The following is a 17622-nucleotide window of genomic DNA, read 5'->3' as shown; positions in this document are numbered from 1 at the left end:
CGCATCAAAAACCACCTGTTCACCATAATTCCAAAAACTTTTGCTAATTTTTAAGCTCAGAAATGATGGCTTCAAATGCTTCAACTGGATCGTTTGCGCAGGTAATTGGCCTACCAACTACCAATTTGCTAGCTCCGGCCTTAATTGCTGCAGAAGGTGTGGAGATTCTGACTTGATCGCCCTTCTCGGCACCTTCTGGACGTACTCCTGGGGTCACGATGAGTGCATTTGGTCCCAAAAGCTCTCTCATCTCCTGTGCTTCCTGAGGCGAGCAGACAATTCCATCGGCACCAGCGTAATAAGAAAGAGACGCCAAACGAGCAACTTCATCCTTAATAGATCCGTCTACGCCAATGGAGTGAAGCGCATCCTCATCCATGCTGGTAAGCACAGAGATAGCCACCAGTTTGGTGCGGCCAGACTCATCAACGCCACGCTCTGCTGCAGCCTCTTCTGCACCCTCGCGACCAGCAGAGATCATCTGAGCGGTTCCCAGGCCATGGATAGATAAGATGTCTGCACCAGAAAGCGATGCAGAGTGGACAGCGCCTTTGACCTGGAATGGAATGTCGTGCACCTTAAGGTCAAGAAACACCTTGAAACCGCGAGCGTGCATCTCATCTACCATCGAGGGTCCGTAGCGATAAAAAAGCGTCATGCCAACCTTAACCCAGCGTGCATGGCCGGCGAGAAGATCGGTGAGCTCCAGAGCTCTTTCTCTTGTGCAATCAAGCGCAACAATAACGGCGTCGCGTGCCTGCTCGTCTGTTAGCATTCAACAGCTCCAATCAGCTCGTGGATGTCAGATACTCCCTGAGACTTTGCCCAGTCAGTAAGCTCGTTCAGAATACGTGGAGCACACATTGGGTCGTAAAGGTTTGCAGAACCAACCGAGACAGCCGTAGCACCCGCTAAGATAAACTCCGCAGCATCCTCGCCCGTTTCTACGCCACCAACGCCGCAGATAGGAATGGAGACCGCCTGAGCACACTCCCAAACCATGCGAACAGCAGCGTTATGACAAAGAGGACCACTCAGACCGCCAGTTGGCTTAGAGAGCCTACTCTTTCTGGTGTGGACGTTAATTGACATGCCTGGAATAGAGTTGATGAGCGTTAGACCATCAGCGCCTTCAGCCTCAAAAGCCTTACCAATCTCGGCAACGTTGACGGGGGCCATCTTAACCAGAATGGGCAGCTTTGTCAGAGGACGAACTGCCTTCATAATCTCTGTAGCCTGGTCTGGAGTACCACCGAGGGGCTTACCGCCCTTCTCAAGATTTGGACAACTCACGTTAAGCTCAATAGCTGAGATGTGTGGATTAAGCTCTTCAAGGCGCTCGACAACGTCAATCATCTCCTGCACGGAGTGTGCTGCCATCTGCATGATAACGCGTGTGCCACGACCCTCAAGATCTTTCATGTAGTCATCAGTGTGGGCGATAAAATCGTCCACTCCAGGATTGGCAAGGCCAACGCTGTTCATCATGCCGCCGTTGAGCTCGCACATACGAGGAGCTGGGTTTCCTTCCCAAGGAACGCGAGCAACACCCTTCATAGTGATGGCGCCAAGCAGAGAAACGTCGTAGAAACCCTCAAACTGCCAACCGTAGCCAAAGGTACCCGCAGCAGTGTTGATAGGGTTTTTCATCTGGATACCGCCCAGATTAACGGCCATTTTTACCTGATCTACCATGCGATCTCCTTTGCCTCAAAAACAGGTCCAACCATGCAAGCAGACGCATAGCCGCCCTTAGCAAGTGGGACATTGCAGGTGTTGCATGCGCCAAAGGCGCAGCTCATCATACGCTCCATAGAAACCTGGCAAGCAACGTTGTTGGCAATTGCAAGCTTGGCCACGCTTCTCATCATAGGCTCTGGACCGCAGGTATACACAGCGTCCCAAACACCTTGACTTAGAGGTTCCTCCAAAGCTGCTGTTACAAAGCCCTTAGTACCCTTAGAACCGTCATCCGTTGTGACGTACACGTTCTGTGCGCCCAAGGCGAGAAGATCTTCTTCTCCAAAGAGTTTCTCGGCAGTTTGTGCGCCAATGACCGCGTCAAACTCAACACCCAGCTCTGTAAGCTTGCGCGCTGCAGCGATAATTGGTGTGATACCCACACCTCCTGCTACCAGGACGCTTCTCTTGCTAGAGGCGTTAAGGCGCCAGGGGCGGCCGCAAGGAGCAGTCATGTCACTAGCGTCACCAGGCTTCATCTGAGAAAGCCTGCGTGTACCCTCGCCTACCGTTGCGTAGATAAGCTCGAGCGTATCGGTTGCTTTATCAGCTAGCGAGAAGGACAGTGGGATGCGAAGAATGTGGCGCTTATCGCCTGGAACATTAACGTTTACAAACTGACCAGGCGCTAGAGACTTACAAAGACCTGGTACCTTGAGCTGGGCTCTATACAGATTCTGGGCAACCTGGGTATTACTCAAAACCGTAAAGTCAAATACCTGTACATTTCCACGTAGTGGCATTACTTTTCCCCTCCAGGAACAACTACTTCATTGGCAAGAACTCGCTTACCATCAACAAACACATCTGTTGCAACACCATAGAGCTCAGCGCCAATGAAGGCGGAGTTCTTGGACTTGCTCTCAAAATACTCTGTCGTAATCTGAACCTTCTTTTCTGGGTCAAAAAGGGTCAGGTCAGCCTTGTAACCTGCAGCAATCTTAACAGGCTCAAGACGCAGAATACGACGAGGATTAACGGCCATTGCGCGAACAAGACCAGTGTAAGAAAGCTTATTGGTACGCACCATATTAGTGACCATCAAAGGCAGCGAGGTCTCAAGGCCAATGCAGCCAAAGTAAGAGATTTCCCACTCACAGTCCTTCTCGTGAGCTGCATGAGGCGCATGGTCAGTAACAATACAATCAACTGTCCCGTCTGCAACCGCTGCCTGAAGAGCAAGCGCATCCTCAGCAGTTCTGAGCGGTGGATTCATCTTAAGGTTGGTGTTATACGTATCAGTGATGTCATCTTCAGACAAGAAGAGATGGTGAGGACAAACCTCTGCGGTAACAGGCAAGCCTTCCTTCTTAGCTGCACGTACCAGCTCTGCTCCCCTGCCCGTTGAAATGTGGCAAATGTGTAGAGGGCAACCGGTAAGGCGGCACAGATCAATATCTCTGGAAATTTCCAGCTCCTCACCAAGTGCTGGCCAGCCAAACATACCAAGGCGCGTGCTTGCGCGACCTTCGTTAACAACACCACCAGCACTGATGGACTCAATCTCACAGTGAGCAGCAACAACGCGGTCAAACTGGGAGACATACTCCATAACGGTGCGCATCATACCAGCGCTTTGAACGCCGTGGCCGTCGTCAGAGAACGCGGATGCTCCCTCATCAACCATGTTGCCAATCTCAGCAAGCTCCTGGCCCTTAGAACCCTTGGTCAAAGCACCCATAGGACGGACATGAATGAGACCAACCTCATTGCCGCGGTCAATCTGAAAACGAACAGCAGGCCCGTTATCGGTAACAGGATTGGTGTTTGGCATAGTAGCAACATCAGTAAAGCCACCATGAACTGCAGCTCTAGAGCCCGTCTCAATGGTCTCTTTGTACTCAAAGCCAGGATCTCTAAAGTGAACATGCATATCAACAAGGCCAGGGGTCAGTACCTTACCCCTTGCATCAATAACGGTATCACCCTCTTGAGGCTTAACCGTAGCTGCGACTTCAGCAATGGTTTCTCCGTCAATACGAACGTCCATTACCGCGTCAAGATTAAGCTGCGGGTCTACAACACGCGCGCCCTTAAGCAGAAATGCCATCAGAGTCTCCTCCCAGAAGCAAATACATTGCGGCCATGCGCGTCAAAACGCCTGCATTGACCTGGTCAAGAATGCGAGAACGAGCACAATCGGCCACCTCGCTGTTAATTTCCATGCCACGGTTCATGGGACCTGGGTGGCAGATGATTGCCTCAGGCTTCATTAGCTTACTGCGGCGCTCGTCAAGGCCCCAAAGCCTGTTGTACTCACGGCGAGAAGGAATAGGAGCTCCTTCCATACGCTCCAGCTGCACGCGGAGCATGTACACGACGTCAACATCACCAATGACCTCATCAAAGTGTGAGGTCTGATAGCAGCCAAACCAGCTTGGATCGTCTACGTGGAATGTTGGAGGTCCAACTAGAACAACCTCTGCGCCCATAGTCTTGAGTGCTGGCACCAAAGAACCAACAACGCGACTGTGAGAAAGGTCGCCAACAATGGCAACTTTAAGGCCATCAAGGTGTCCAAAGTTCTTGCGAATGGTATAAAGGTCAAGCATGGCCTGAGTGGGGTGCTGATGCTTGCCGTCACCAGCGTTGATGACAACGGCATCAGTGTGCTCAGTAATCTTCTGCGGTGTACCTGCAAGTCTTGCACGGCAGATAAACATATCAACGTTCATAGCGTCGATAGTCTGAATGGTATCTGCCAGAGACTCTCCCTTAACCACAGATGAAGTAGATCCTCCCATATTTAAAGCGTCAGCCGAGAGGCGTTTCTCGGCAAGCTCAAATGAAGAGCGAGTCCTGGTAGAAGGCTCTAAGAACAGGTTAACAATGGTGCGCCCACGAAGTGCCGGCACCTTTTTAATGTCCCTGTTATTTACAGCTTCAAACGACTGAGCTGTATCAAGAATCTGCTGGATATCGTCACGCGTCAGGCTGTTTGTATCAATCAAATGTTTAACTGAAAGCATTAGTTTCCTCCCTCAATAAAGGGGTCAGAATAGTCAGCTTCGTACAGCAAGACGCAGTCCTGACCATCAATTTCTTTAACATTTAAGCTGACTACCTGGCTCTTTGATGAAGGAACATTTTTTCCCACATAGTCAGGTCTAATAGGAAGCTCGCGATGACCACGGTCAACAACAACTGCTAGCTGAACGCGCTCAGGACGGCCATAGTCAATGAGGGCATCGAGTGCTGCTCTGATAGTTCTTCCTGTCTGAAGAACATCGTCTACCAGCACAACGCTTGTGCCTGTAATATCAAAATCGATATTAGTTGCGTGGAGAACCGGTGCAGTATTTCTTCTAAAATCATCGCGATAAAAGCTGATATCAAGCGAGCCAACTTTTGGCTTACATCCGGTAAAGCCCAAAATCTTTTCCGCAAGGCGAGAAGCCAAAACTTCTCCACGGCGAATAATGCCTACGAGAGCAACGTTTTCAATTGAATCGTTATTCTCGACAATTTCGTGAGCAATTCGTGTAAGCATGCGGTCAAGGGACTGCTCGTCCACAATGAGAGAGTGCGAACTTTCTTGAGCCATAGCGCCTCCAATAAAAAAGATACCTCACCTGACCAGGCACAAGGTATCCAAAAGGCAAAACTATGACTATGAGCCTTACGGGTATCTCGTACCACATTTAAAGACACAGATATTGTACTCGTACAGAACCTAACTTTTGGTTAGGAATTTTAATTATCTCTTGAGGTGCTCGTAAGCTTCACAAACTTCATCTACAGGACCAAGCATACGCTGCTTACCCTTCTCAATCCAAATGGCACGGTCACAAATGCGCTGGACCAGGTCAATGGAGTGAGAAACCAGAAGAACCGTAACATTATTAGAAGCAACCAGCTCTTTGATGCGGTTCTCGCACTTTTGCTGGAAGAGGAAGTCTCCTACCGAGAGTGTCTCATCAACAATGAGCAGGTCAGGCTCTGTAACGGTTGCAATTGCAAAGGCAATACGTGCCACCATACCAGAGGAGTAGTTCTTGAGCGGCATGTCCATAAAGCCCTCAAGCTCAGCAAACTCTACAATCTGGTCAAAGTGCGAGTCAATAAACTCCTTCTTGTAACCAAGAAGAGCGCCATTGAGGTAGATGTTCTCTTTAGCAGTCAGTTCCATGTCAAAGCCAGCACCAAGCTCAATAAGAGGCGCAATAGTACCCTTGACCTCACAAGTTCCCTTAGAAGGCTCAAGTACGCCCGCAATGATTTTGAGCATGGTAGACTTACCAGAACCGTTGGTGCCTACCAGGCCAAAAGCCTCGCCACGCTTGACTTCAAACGAGATGTCATCAAGAGCCTTGAACTCCTTAAAAGCAACCTCGCCGCGTGCAAAGGCAATAAAGTACTCTTTCAAAGAGTTGAACTGCTCAGAGGCAATGTTAAAGATCTCTGAAACACCGTTTACTGCAACAACGGTTTCTGCATCCTCAGCTGGAAGCGGTGGACGCATAAAATCGTCATCGCCAGCAACAACTACCCAGGCAGTAACTGTCTGAGGGTTGTTGTGTGTGTCAAATGCATCAATGTAGAGATGATAGCGACCAGGCTCTGGGAAGGTATATGTCCACGACGTATTAGGAATTGAATCACCAAATTGATGCTCTGTGGTATCCCAAAAACCCTCATCCCAACGGTCGTTCAAACTCCACACATAGTGAAATTTAAAGCCCTCAGGGTCTGCACCAATAATCTTAGGAGTAGCAGTTACAGTCTCTCCTGCACGAATCTCGTGCGTATCCAAGGAAACCTGAACTGACCAGCCTAACTCTTTATTTGGTGACTCAGACATACAACTCCTCTAATCAACTATTGCCTGAACAGTATAGCTGATTATGACGAGAAACCCGACTTTTTAAGAGACTTCTCTACTTCTGTGGTGCCGCTGTGGTGGTACGAACAATAAGCTTTGGAGCAATTCTAATTGCTTCAGGCTCATACCCCGCCTCAGATGCACGAATTGCATGCTCAAGGGCTACGCGGCCACGCTCCAGCAGGTTAAAGCGAACGGTTGTCAGCGAGAAGTTTGGTAGATAGTCTTCAAGAGAGTCGTCAACACCAACAACGCTCACGTCTTCCGGTACGCTCAGTCCCACTTCTTCAAATGCCGCAATGATACCTAGCGCCATCTGGTCATTTGCTGCATACACTGCAGTAAAATCACGGTCTTCTCGCAGTTTTTTACCAATTTCATAGCCACTATTGGCGGTCCAATCGCCAGCTAAAGGCTCAACAGTTTCTAGCCCATATTCAGACATGGCATCTCGCCAGCCCTTCTCGCGAAATTGCGAGTCAATAGAGTATGAAGGGCCTGCTACAAAACGGATCTTGCGATGACCAAGCTCATAGAGGTGATCAATGACAAGCTTTGAGCAGCCGTACTGATCTGAGTCAACGGTTGTGCAGTAAGGGTGCTCGTGCATGGTAAGAAGCACTGTTCCAAGGCCTGGCTGCGGCACAAATGATTCAAAGTCTGATGCCATAAGGCTCATGCTGATAATCATGCCGTCAACGGGAAGATTGGACATACGATGAGAAATATCCTGCAGGCACAAGCCGTCGTCGGAGCCTTTCTCAATCATCGTAATTGCATATTCGTGTTCACGAGCTGCAGAAACAATGCCATCAAGCGTGGCTAAGTTACCAAACTCGCGAATGTCGTACAAGCAAAGTCCCACCGATTGATACGAGCCAGACCTCAACGACCTACCCGCAAAGCTTGGCCTAAAGCCCATAGACTCCATTGCAGCCTGGACTTTTTCTCGCGTGGCCTTACTGACGTTCTGAGCGCCATTAGCAACACGAGAAACGGTCTGCTGAGAAACACCAGCAACCTGTGCAACATCAGCCATTGAAACAGAGCGCTTATTTGGGCTAGAACTATGCGAGCGAGTCACGAATTCCTCCGATTATCTGCTTGTTTACGTACTCATACTAACAGGCAGATTGACATAACGCGATAAAATTGCATATTTATCAGCAAATTAAACGCTCACGGTAAAAAAAGAACCGTTCGGCGAGAAGGACTTTTGACCTGCGCTCTAACCGTTTGCCCCCGCAAAAATACCACTGACTGAAAACTTAATAATTTCCTGTTAGTTCGTTATGAGTACGTTAACATAGTAGGGGTAATGTATTATGAGTGGTATCTCGGAGGTATCCGATGATTGATGTTCGACCTTTTGATAGTTTTGTTAACTCCCCTGCTGCGCTTACCTATACTATTCGCGGCGCTCATTCAGCAGTTAAATTGAGTAATTTTGGTGCAACCATTCTTGGTATTTCAGTACCAGATATCTATGGCACGCAAGCAGATGTCGTTCTTGGCTATGGCTTGTTTGACTTGTATTTAGATAACCCAGCTTGTTTTGGCGCTTCCATTGGACCTTCTGCAAATCGAGTAGATAAAGCAGAAATCCCATTAAATGGAGTTGTCTATCACCTTCCTAAAAACAACGGTCCAGACAATCAAAATAACCTGCACACTGATCTTGTTGCTGGTATCCATAAGCGCATTTGGCAGGCAGAAATCGATGAAGCGCGTAATACGGTAACCTTTAGCATTGACCTGGTAGATGGAGAATATGGACTGCCAGGAAACCGTCATATTACCGCGGCCTATACGCTTGTTGAAGAAGCCTCACAGTCAACGCTAAATCTTACGTATACCTGCACAACTGATGCTGCAACTTTTGTAAACATGACCAACCATGTCTACTTTAACCTCAACGGTCATGATTCTGGTGATGTTCTTGGTCACCAGCTTACAATCCAGGCAGATTCATATCTGCCTCTACGAGATGACTCAGTTTCTGCAGGAACCATAGATTCTGTCGCAGGAACTCCTTTTGATTTCCGCACACCTAAGACTATTGGCAAAGATCTTGACGCAGATAATGAGCAGCTCAAAATTGCTCGCGGTTATGATCACTGCTTTGCCATTAATAACTATGAAAATGGCCAGCTACGCCCCGCTCTTCTCGCCACATCAGAAAGCGGACGCTCACTAGAAATTCAAATTACCGCTCCTGGCGCCCATCTGTATACCGGCAACTGGATTGATGAGGCTCGCGCAAAAGACGGCGCTATTTACAAGCCTCACGCTGGTTTTGCATTTGAGAGCGAGTTTTATCCAGATTGTGCTCACCATGCAGAGTGGCCTCAGCCTATCTGCACGCCTGAGCAGCCTTACAGCTCGCAAATTGTTTATCGATTCTTTTAAGGTACCTGTAGCTTCACAGCAATAAAGGGAAAGGAACACCATGGCTCACACGTTTGACGAGAAAACCACAGCTCAGCTCAATCGCGCAAAAGAGCACTTTGAGCAAATGTTTGGAAAAGCTGACCGCTATCTTGCGGTACATGCGCCTGGTCGCTCCGAGATTGCAGGAAACCACACAGATCACGAGGGCGGTCATGTCATCGCTGGTGCCCTAGACGTTGCTATTGATACCATTTGCGCCCCTAACAACCTGGGCGTTATTCGTGTAGCCAGTGTGGGATATGATCCTTTTGAGGTTGACTACACAAATCTTGAGCCCACCGAAGCTGAGTATCTGAGCACTAAGGCTATTGTTCGTGGTATGGCAGCAAACCTGGTCAAACTTGGTTTTGAGCCATCCGGCTTTGACATGGCTGTAGTTAGCAATGTTCCTGGTGGCGGTGGACTTTCCTCCTCTGCTGCGTTTGAGGCTGCAGCCGGCCGTGCAATGGAAGCTCTCTGGGAAGGTGGCAGCAAGATTTCTGCTGTTAAACTTGCCCAAATGAGCCAGAACACAGAAAACGTTTACTTTGGTAAGCCGTGCGGTCTTATGGATCAGCTCGCTGTTTGCCTTGGCGGCCTTGCTTTCATGAACTTTGAAGATCCCGCAGAGCCCAAGGCAGAAAAGTTGGACCTCAACTTTGAGGATTACGGCTATGCACTCTGCCTTGTTGACGTTGGTTGCGATCACGTTGCCTTCACCGATGAGTATGCTGCTGTACCTGTTGAAATGCAGAAAGTTGCCGCAGCCTTTGGCAAGACTCGCCTCTCTGAGGTTCCCGTTGAAGACTTCCAAGCTCGCGTCAATGAACTGCGAGAAGATCTTGGAGACCGCGCTCTTCTCCGTGCTATTCACTACTGGTACGAGAATGACCTGGTAGACAAACGCTGGGCAGATCTTCAGAACTCTGATATTGAGTCCTTTATTGCACTTACCAACGCTTCTGGTGCAAGTTCTGGCATGTACCTGCAGAACGTTTCCACTTCTGGCTCATATCAGCCGGCTATGCTTGCCCTTGGCTTGGCCGAGAGCATCTTAAAAGGTTCTGGCGCCGTTCGCATTCACGGCGGCGGTTTTGGCGGCTCTATCCAGTGCTTTGTCCCTCTCGCCCTTGTCGAGACCTTTATCGCACAAATGAACCAGTGGTTTGGCGAAGGCGCTTGCCGCCACTACGCTATCTCTGACCAGGGAGCTTGTGCACAATGGCTGTAGCAGATAACGAAAGCGCACTGTGCATTCAGCAGCTTGTTGCGTATGCATGCGAGCGCGGACTTATTCAAACTGAGGATCTGACCTGGTGCTATAACGCGCTGTTGGACATGCTTTCGTACGAGGGACCCGCTCCTGTTAAGCCTTGGGAGAAGATTGACCTGGCGTCGTTTGATCTTGACCAGACGCTGGCCGAGCTTGCCCGTCTAGCTGTTTCTCATGGACTTGTCGAGAACACCCAGAGTGGCGAGGACTCTTTTGCCATGCGTGTTATGGGCCTTCTGCTGCCAAAGCCTTCCGAGGTCGCACGCCATTTCAACGAGCTGTACACTTCTGAGGGACCTCGCGCTGCAACTGACTGGTTCTACGCGCTCTGCTGCGATGCCGGCTATGTCAGAAGAAGTGCCATTGCCAGAAACATTACCTGGACTACGCCAACTACCTGGGGAGACCTTGAGATTACCATCAACCTCTCCAAGCCAGAAAAAGATCCTCGCGAGATTGCTGCAGCTAAAACGGCTCAAAACACTTCTGGCGAGAAGTACCCTGCATGCCAGCTCTGCCTTGATAATGAGGGTTATTCTGGACGCGGCGCTTCGTCTGGTGCAGGCGCTCATCCTGCCAGGCAGAACCTGCGCATCATCCCCATTGAGCTCAACCAGCATCGTTGGGGATTCCAGTACAGTCCGTACGCATACTTCAACGAGCACTGCATTGCCATGAACTCGGATCACATTCCTATGCACATTGATCACGAGGCGCTGGTCAACCTCTTTGACTTTGTGGACAGGTTTCCCCACTACTTCATTGGTTCAAACGCTGACCTGCCCATTGTGGGCGGATCGATCCTCTCGCACGATCACTACCAGGGCGGACGTTACGAGTTCCCTATGATGCGCGCAGAAGTTGCAGAAGAGTTTGAGCTCAAGCAGTTCCCCGAGGTGGCGGGTGCAATTCTCAAGTGGCCACTCTCCGTTCTTCGCCTCTCCTCTACCAGTCGAGAAGAAGCACTCAAAGCTGCAGAGCTTATCATCACCGCATGGCGCAGCTATACCGACGAATCCGTCTCTGTTTATGCGGAAACTGACGGCGAGCCCCACAACACGGTTACCCCAGTTGTTCGCAAGCTTGAAGATGAGACGTACGTGGTCTTTCTTGCGCTGCGCTGCAACGTTACCAGCGAAAAGCATCCGCTTGGCATCTTCCATCCTCATGCCGAGTATCACCACATCAAGAAAGAGAATATCGGCCTCATCGAGGTCATGGGCCTTGCTGTACTTCCTCCTCGCCTTGTGCCAGAGCTCAACAAAGTTCAGTCGGTTATGGAGCAGTGCCTGGCAAATGACAAGAAAGCTAACGCAGTCTATGGACAGCTGACTACGGACTCCACCACCATCTCTCATGCCGATTGGGCTCGCCAGATCTACGCCAAGCTGCTTGAGCAGGGCGACGATTCTAGTAAGGATACTGCTTCGAAGAAGGACATCTCTTCCCTCTCGTCTGAGCAGCTCAAGAAGTACATTTACGACGAAGTTGGCATTGTCTTCTCGCACGTTTTAGAGGACGCCGGCGTATTCAAATGGGACGAAGAAGGACGAGCCGCACAGCATCGCTTCCTCGAGTCTCTGTAGCTGCTGCCGCCCGCAGGTTCGGCGCAGCTCACGGTGCTCCACGAGCAATAACGTATCTCGCAACCGCAAAAATCACCCAGCAAGAGGGCCGAGAAAATCGGCTCTCTTGTTTTTTTACCGCCAAATCGTCAGCCCACGACAGTTAAAGAACGCTCAAGCACAGCAAAGTCAGATATTCTGTTGGATGTGGGGTCTGATTTGACCCTTCTAACACACCTATGTCGGATAATCTGTCGCAGATGGCTCTACTCAATGCCCGACCACACCTACGTCAGATTATCTACATGTATCGAGAAGCCCGACCACATCTATGTCGGATAATCTGCATGTATCGAGAAGCCCGACCACAGTAAAGTCGGATAATCTGTCGATAGTTAACATATTTTTTGACATTGGTGTGTTATTTCTCTCTGAAACTGCAGAATATCAGCCATAGGTGTGCTCTCAGGGACAAAAATTGCAGATTATCCGCCATAGGTGTGTTGCGAAAATTCTAAAAGGACATATGTCTAAATTGATACAGTGTTTTACCAGCTGCTTTGTAATTTCCCCGTAAAGCCACTTTTCCTTAACGTGCAAGCGTTGTCTTTCGCCAAAAAAGAGGCGTCTACGTAAGTAGACGCCTCGAAACTTGCACGTAATAGCATGCTTTCCGCACTTGCGCTGCGTTTCCGCACTTGCTGTGCGCGGCGCGGGAGTGCCAGCTACTTCTTCTGGACGTACTTCAAGCAGTCAAGGGTGACAGCGGTCAGAATAATGACGCCCGAGAAAACAAACTGCAGGTTGGTATCAATACCAAGAATGGTCAGTGCGTAAGTCAGTGCGGTGAAGATAAGAACACCCACGGTAACACCGGAGATCTTACCAATACCACCGGTGAACGAGACGCCACCAACAACGCAGGCTGCGATTGCGTCCATGTCCCAACCCTGGCCGTAAGCTGCGGAACCAGAGCCGACCATACGCATGCACTCGAGCCATGAACCAAATCCGTAAAGGATACCAGCCATAACAAAAGCGCCAACCATAACTCTAAAGACAGAGATACCGGAAACAGCTGCTGCCTCGGGGTTTCCACCTACAGCATAGAGATTCTTACCAAAGGTGGTCTTGTTCCAGATGAACCAAACAATAGCAATAGCTGCGATTGCCCACAAAATAATTGATGGGAATTTACCAATTCGTGGAATGACCATGTCTGGAATAGATGGCTCGATAGCACCAAAAGAAACACCCTTTGTTGCATAGGTAACAATACCAAAGATAATCAGCATGTTAGCCATGGTCGAGATGAATGGGTGCATCTTAAACTTAGCAGTAAAGAAGCCAGCGATACTGGTAAAGCAGGTGCAGAGAACAATACAGGTAACCAAAGCCATGATGATTCTGACAGGAATTGGAATACCAGTGAGGTCAAACGTGATACCAAAGACCTGACCAGTATTGATGCCCTGGTGCATGATGATGGTTGAAGCGGTCATGCCCATACCAACCATACGACCAATGGAAAGGTCAGTACCGGTAAGCAGAATCAATCCAGCTACACCAAGAGCCAGGAACATTCGAGGCGATGCCTGCTGAAGAATGTTGATGACGTTGGAGTATGTCAAAAGCTGAGTGCCCTTGACTGCTGGGGTAATGATACAAAGGGCAATAAACACCAGGAGAATAACAATGTACAGGCCGTTCTGAAGCAAGAATGAACGGGTGTTGAAGGTGTACTTGTAGTTCTCCCACTTCTGAGCCTGAGACTCCAGTGGAGTGAACTTAGACATCCTGAGAAGGTCGATGAGGTGATACTCATGACTAAACGCATTATGAGCACGGTCTTTGATGCGCTGAAGGTCTTTCTGATAGTTGACCTTTGCATCAAACTGACGGTTCTTATAGACGTACTTCTCGTCTTTGATTTCTTGAGCGTCAGAAGTCTTGCTGACAGCCTCTTCATGCTCCTTCTTGAGGCGCTCAAGAGCAGCAGCGTAGTTCTGCTTAGCCTGCTCCTTCTCAAGAGCACAGCTAGCCTTTACAGGCTCCAGGTACTCGTTCTTGTAGTGCTCCTTAAGATAAGCCTCGGCCTCTGCAATAAGCTTGGAGACCTGAGCGCTATTCTCGGACTCAACCTTCTTTGCAAGCTCCAGTTCAGCCTTGTAGCCCTCGATAAGCGTGTTGCGCTCTTCGGCAGAGATAGACTTATCGCGCTTTGCAGACTCAATTGCGCTCAGTGTTGAAATTACTTTGTTGGTACCATTTGCGCGAAGCTCATCAATCTGAGCCTGAATGGAACCAATCTTCTGATCAATAGGCTTTAGCAGCTCTTTTTCCTGCTCGGCCGTCAGAACAGATCCACCTGTTTTTGGCATTTGTATCATCCTCTCCTACAGGTACTTTGCGCTGAGGCGCAGGAGTTCTTCTTGATTTGTCTCGTTGGTATTTACAATGCCCGAGAGTCTACCGTTGGACATAACGCCAATTCGGTTAGTAATTCCCAGAATCTCTGGCATCTCCGAAGAGACTACGATAATAGTGGTACCGCTCTTAGCCATATCAATAATGAGCTGGTAGATCTCATATTTAGCACCAACATCAATACCACGAGTAGGCTCGTCCATCAGGAAAACCTGTGGATAGCGCTCGAGCCATTTACCAAAAATGACCTTCTGCTGGTTGCCGCCAGAAAGGCTTGAAATCAAGTCTGATGGACCCTGAGCCTTGGTGTTCATAACCTTGAGCTCGTTGACGGTAGCCTTAGTCATCTTAGGATCAGAAAGAATTGGACCAGCCTTGTACTGATTCAAGTTTGCAATGGTTGTGTTAAACGTCAGGTCACCCTTAAGGAATAGGCCGTTTGCTTTACGCTCCTCGGTAATCATGGCAAAGCCGTGATCCATTGCCTCTGCGGCTGTCGAGAAGTTCATAAGGTGCCCGTTGACATAGACACGACCTGCAGCTCTGGTTCTTACACCAAAGATTGTCTCAAGAAGCTCTGTTCTACCAGCGCCGACAAGACCATACAGACCAAAGATCTCGCCCTTCCTTACGTCAAAAGTGACGTCTTGAAGGTATGGCTCGTATTTAGTTGAAAGGTGCTGAATAGAAAGATACGTCTTACCAGGTGTGTTAGTAACATCTGGGAAGCGATTCTCAAGTGAGCGACCGACCATTGCTGAGATAAGCTCATTCATGTTGGTCTCATCAGAGCGCTTGGTCATAACAAGCTTACCGTCACGAAGAACTGAAATGTCGTCGCAAATCTCAAAGATCTCATCCATCTTGTGAGAGATATAGACCAAAGAAATTCCCTGCTCTTTGAGCATATGAATCATCTCAAAGAGTTTCTCGACCTCTTGGGTCATAAGTGAAGAAGTAGGCTCATCAAGAACAATAATCTTTGCGTTGTAAGAAATTGCCTTTGCAATCTCGCACATTTGACGCTGAGATACTGACATGTTCTTCATAGGCTGTGTCAGGTCTACGGTCATACCAAGACGCCTGAAGAGCTCGTTAGCCTCTTTTTTCATGCGTCCCTCGTCGACAACACCCATTGCATTAACGGGATAGCGACCAAGGAACAAGTTATCTACAACATTTCTATCAAGGCACTGGTTAAGCTCCTGGTGAACCATTGCGACGCCATTCTCAAGTGCGTCTTTTGGTCCAGAGAAATTAACCTCTTTGCCGTCAAGAAATATCTTGCCTTCATCTTTTTGATACGTACCAAACAGGCACTTCATCATGGTAGATTTGCCTGCGCCGTTCTCTCCCATAAGACCCATAACGGTTCCACGGCGTACGTTCATTGAAATGTGATCCAGAACGCGGTTACGTCCAAAGGACTTGCTCATTCCATCAATTGTTAGAACGATATCGTTTTCTGTATCTGCCATGTAATCACCCCTTATCTCGCTAAGTTATTGCGCTTATTCGCGAGAACACCGGAGGAGAGCAGGTGTCTCCCCTCCGGTATTGTTTCGTGCTATCGACTACTTAATTACTTAAGCAGCTGGGTATAGGAAGAACCGTTGTCGGTCTTAACCATGTTGAATGCAAATGCATCGTACTCGTCAGGGTTGCCAAGACGGTTGGTAATGTTGGACTCAGTCTGGCCATCGCCTGCGATGAACTCAACGTTGAGGTTGAGCAGTGGAGCATACTTCTTGAGCAGTGGTACATAGGTTGAACCAAGGAAGTTGTCGCCAGAGTTGTAGGTGTTGAGCCAAACCTTCTTCTCTGGGTGCTTGTCTGCGCTCAGCTGCTTAGAAGCCTCTGGATAGGTAGTGGTTGCGTCAAGGTTGTCCTTGTAGTTCTCAGCGGTAACTGCAAGGTTGAGAGCGTAGTAAGAACGCTGCTCTGCAACATACTTGTAGTCCTTGGAGTCAATCTTGTTGCCAGCATCGTCTGCGGACTCAATGCCGGTATTGATGTCAGCGCCGTCAAGAGCGTTGCGGAGCAGACGGAGAGTCAGATAAGCCTGAACATCTGGGTGCTGGGAAATGGTGCCTGCATAGCCGTCAGCAATAGCTGCAACAGCGTCAGAGTTAGCGTCGTAACCAAAGGTTGGGACCTTCTGAGCCTTTGACCATGCGTTGAAGATGGACATGCCCATACCGTCGTTGTTGGAAACAACAACATCAATCTGATCGCCGAAGGAAGAAGACCAAGCAGCAATTGCGTTACCAGCGGTTGCAGCATCCCATGTTGCACCAGCGGTGTTCTTCATCTCCTGAGAAGCAAGCTCACGGATGGTGTAGGACTTGCCGCCGACCTCAAGCTTGCCGTCCTGAACAACAGAAGCGGAGCCATCGGTGTTGGTGCCTACTGGATCGGAAATAATCTTGCCGTCCTTCTCGATGCCAGTACCAAGTGCCTTACGGACACCACGAGTACGAGCGATAGAGTCGTTGTGACCAATGTCACCAATTGCAAGAACGTAACCAATAATGCCGTCCTTGTTGCGATCAAGCTCAGCTGCGTGAGCCTTGATGTAATCAAGAACCATCTGGCCCTGGAGCTCTGCACCCTGAACTGCATCAAAGCCAACGTAATAAGTGTCTTTGTTGAAGTTAAGAGTGTTTGTATCAAGCTCACCAGTGGAGCTGTTGGAAGGCTGGCGGTTAAAGAAGACAACAGGCTTATCCTTGTTCTCTACCTTTGCATCTTTAGCGCCTTCCTCTTTTTTCTCGCTAGGTGCGCAAGCTGCAAGAACGCTAGATCCACCAACGCTAAGAACGCCTAGACCACAGAACTTTAGAAAACTGCGACGAGACACATCCATAGTAGTGACCTTTCTCATTTGTTATGCCTTTTGCATAACACTGACCTTAATGAGTACGTTAACAAATCTCATCACAGCTCTTTGTGAGATGTCGCTCAACGGTTGCAGAAATACCGTAAGCGTTATGTTTTGTACCTTTTACGGTGTCAATTTTGAAGTTTTTGAGGATAAATAAAGAAAAATCGGTCAAATGACCAAATTGTCGAGAAAATCGTCCTCTTCAAATCAGCATATAAAAATCTGCCTAATGCGAGAAAAGCAGAACGGTTCTTTAAACAAAAAAGACCAGGCATTGCCTGGTCTTGAAAATTCTGGCTCCCCGAGCAGGATTTGAACCTGCGACACGCTGATTAACAGTCAGCTGCGCTACCGCTGCGCCATCGGGGAATATGTGTGCTTCTCAGCGGTGTTTAAGTATAGAGAGACATTCCAAACCATGCAAGCATTATTTAGAAAAAATTTATTCAAATTCCTCTTGCACAATCTCACACACCTAAAC

General features: G+C 48.8%; 14 protein-coding genes and 1 tRNA gene. 3 read left to right on the top strand and 12 right to left on the bottom strand.

The window, feature by feature from the left end; translation table 11 throughout:
• Positions 1-43: 43 nt before the first annotated feature.
• The 8 genes from pyrF to HMPREF1647_RS00150 form a co-directional block, all read right to left on the bottom strand.
• A complete protein-coding gene (pyrF, locus tag HMPREF1647_RS00185) occupies positions 44-775 on the bottom strand; it encodes an orotidine-5'-phosphate decarboxylase (protein ID WP_035430969.1) in 732 nt (243 codons plus the stop codon).
• Positions 769-1695 (bottom strand): dihydroorotate dehydrogenase, encoded by a 927-nt coding sequence (locus HMPREF1647_RS00180; RefSeq protein ID WP_035430967.1) that lies wholly within the window; start codon positions 1693-1695, stop codon positions 769-771. The genes pyrF and HMPREF1647_RS00180 overlap by 7 nt, the downstream gene beginning before the upstream one ends.
• Positions 1689-2483: a dihydroorotate dehydrogenase electron transfer subunit gene (locus tag HMPREF1647_RS00175; protein WP_035427674.1), complete on the bottom strand. Its 795-nt coding sequence runs from the start codon at positions 2481-2483 to the stop codon at positions 1689-1691. Before HMPREF1647_RS00175 ends, HMPREF1647_RS00180 begins: the two co-directional genes overlap by 7 nt.
• Positions 2483-3790, bottom strand: coding sequence for a dihydroorotase (locus HMPREF1647_RS00170; RefSeq protein ID WP_035430963.1), 1308 nt, complete (start codon positions 3788-3790; stop codon positions 2483-2485). Before HMPREF1647_RS00170 ends, HMPREF1647_RS00175 begins: the two co-directional genes overlap by 1 nt.
• On the bottom strand, positions 3774-4709 hold the full coding sequence (locus tag HMPREF1647_RS00165; RefSeq protein WP_035427676.1) for an aspartate carbamoyltransferase catalytic subunit: 936 nt from the start codon (positions 4707-4709) through the stop codon (positions 3774-3776). Before HMPREF1647_RS00165 ends, HMPREF1647_RS00170 begins: the two co-directional genes overlap by 17 nt.
• Positions 4709-5284 carry a bifunctional pyr operon transcriptional regulator/uracil phosphoribosyltransferase PyrR gene (gene pyrR / locus HMPREF1647_RS00160; protein ID WP_035430960.1) on the bottom strand — a complete coding sequence of 192 codons (576 nt, stop codon included), beginning with the start codon at positions 5282-5284 and terminating at the stop codon, positions 4709-4711. The genes HMPREF1647_RS00165 and pyrR overlap by 1 nt, the downstream gene beginning before the upstream one ends.
• A gap of 153 nt (positions 5285-5437) precedes the next feature.
• Complete coding sequence (locus tag HMPREF1647_RS00155; RefSeq protein ID WP_396415968.1) at positions 5438-6541, bottom strand: ATP-binding cassette domain-containing protein; 1104 nt, start codon at positions 6539-6541, stop codon at positions 5438-5440.
• 76 nt (positions 6542-6617) lie between these two features.
• Positions 6618-7601, bottom strand: a complete 984-nt coding sequence (locus HMPREF1647_RS00150; RefSeq protein WP_052039069.1) for a LacI family DNA-binding transcriptional regulator — start codon at positions 7599-7601, stop codon at positions 6618-6620.
• A 311-nt stretch (positions 7602-7912) separates the two neighbouring features.
• On the opposite strand from HMPREF1647_RS00150, the gene HMPREF1647_RS00145 reads away from it, so the two are divergent.
• From HMPREF1647_RS00145 to HMPREF1647_RS00135, 3 genes are read left to right on the top strand one after another with little or no spacing between them, the layout of a single operon-like run.
• A complete protein-coding gene (locus tag HMPREF1647_RS00145; protein ID WP_035430956.1) occupies positions 7913-8971 on the top strand; it encodes an aldose epimerase family protein in 1059 nt (352 codons plus the stop codon).
• A 40-nt stretch (positions 8972-9011) separates the two neighbouring features.
• On the top strand, positions 9012-10223 hold the full coding sequence (locus tag HMPREF1647_RS00140) for a galactokinase (protein WP_035430953.1): 1212 nt from the start codon (positions 9012-9014) through the stop codon (positions 10221-10223).
• Positions 10214-11851, top strand: coding sequence for a UDP-glucose--hexose-1-phosphate uridylyltransferase (locus tag HMPREF1647_RS00135; RefSeq protein WP_035430950.1), 1638 nt, complete (start codon positions 10214-10216; stop codon positions 11849-11851). The genes HMPREF1647_RS00140 and HMPREF1647_RS00135 overlap by 10 nt, the downstream gene beginning before the upstream one ends.
• A 704-nt stretch (positions 11852-12555) precedes the next feature.
• On the opposite strand, the gene HMPREF1647_RS00130 is transcribed toward HMPREF1647_RS00135, so the two are convergent.
• From HMPREF1647_RS00130 to HMPREF1647_RS00115, 4 genes are all read right to left on the bottom strand, one after another.
• Entirely contained in the window at positions 12556-14211 is a 1656-nt protein-coding gene (locus tag HMPREF1647_RS00130) for a galactose/methyl galactoside ABC transporter permease MglC (protein WP_035430948.1), read from the bottom strand.
• 15 nt (positions 14212-14226) lie between these two features.
• Complete coding sequence (locus HMPREF1647_RS00125) at positions 14227-15735, bottom strand: sugar ABC transporter ATP-binding protein (RefSeq protein WP_035430944.1); 1509 nt, start codon at positions 15733-15735, stop codon at positions 14227-14229.
• A gap of 104 nt (positions 15736-15839) precedes the next feature.
• Complete coding sequence (locus HMPREF1647_RS00120; RefSeq protein ID WP_035430942.1) at positions 15840-17141, bottom strand: substrate-binding domain-containing protein; 1302 nt, start codon at positions 17139-17141, stop codon at positions 15840-15842.
• Between the two features lie 294 nt (positions 17142-17435).
• A tRNA-Asn gene (locus HMPREF1647_RS00115) sits at positions 17436-17510 on the bottom strand.
• Positions 17511-17622: the final 112 nt, after the last annotated feature.

Source organism: Lancefieldella parvula DNF00906 (genome assembly GCF_000758945.1).
GTDB classification, from domain to species: domain Bacteria; phylum Actinomycetota; class Coriobacteriia; order Coriobacteriales; family Atopobiaceae; genus Lancefieldella; species Lancefieldella parvula_C.
The sequence above is the reverse complement of the archived record's forward strand: the minus strand, read 5'-3'. Positions and strand labels throughout refer to the sequence as shown.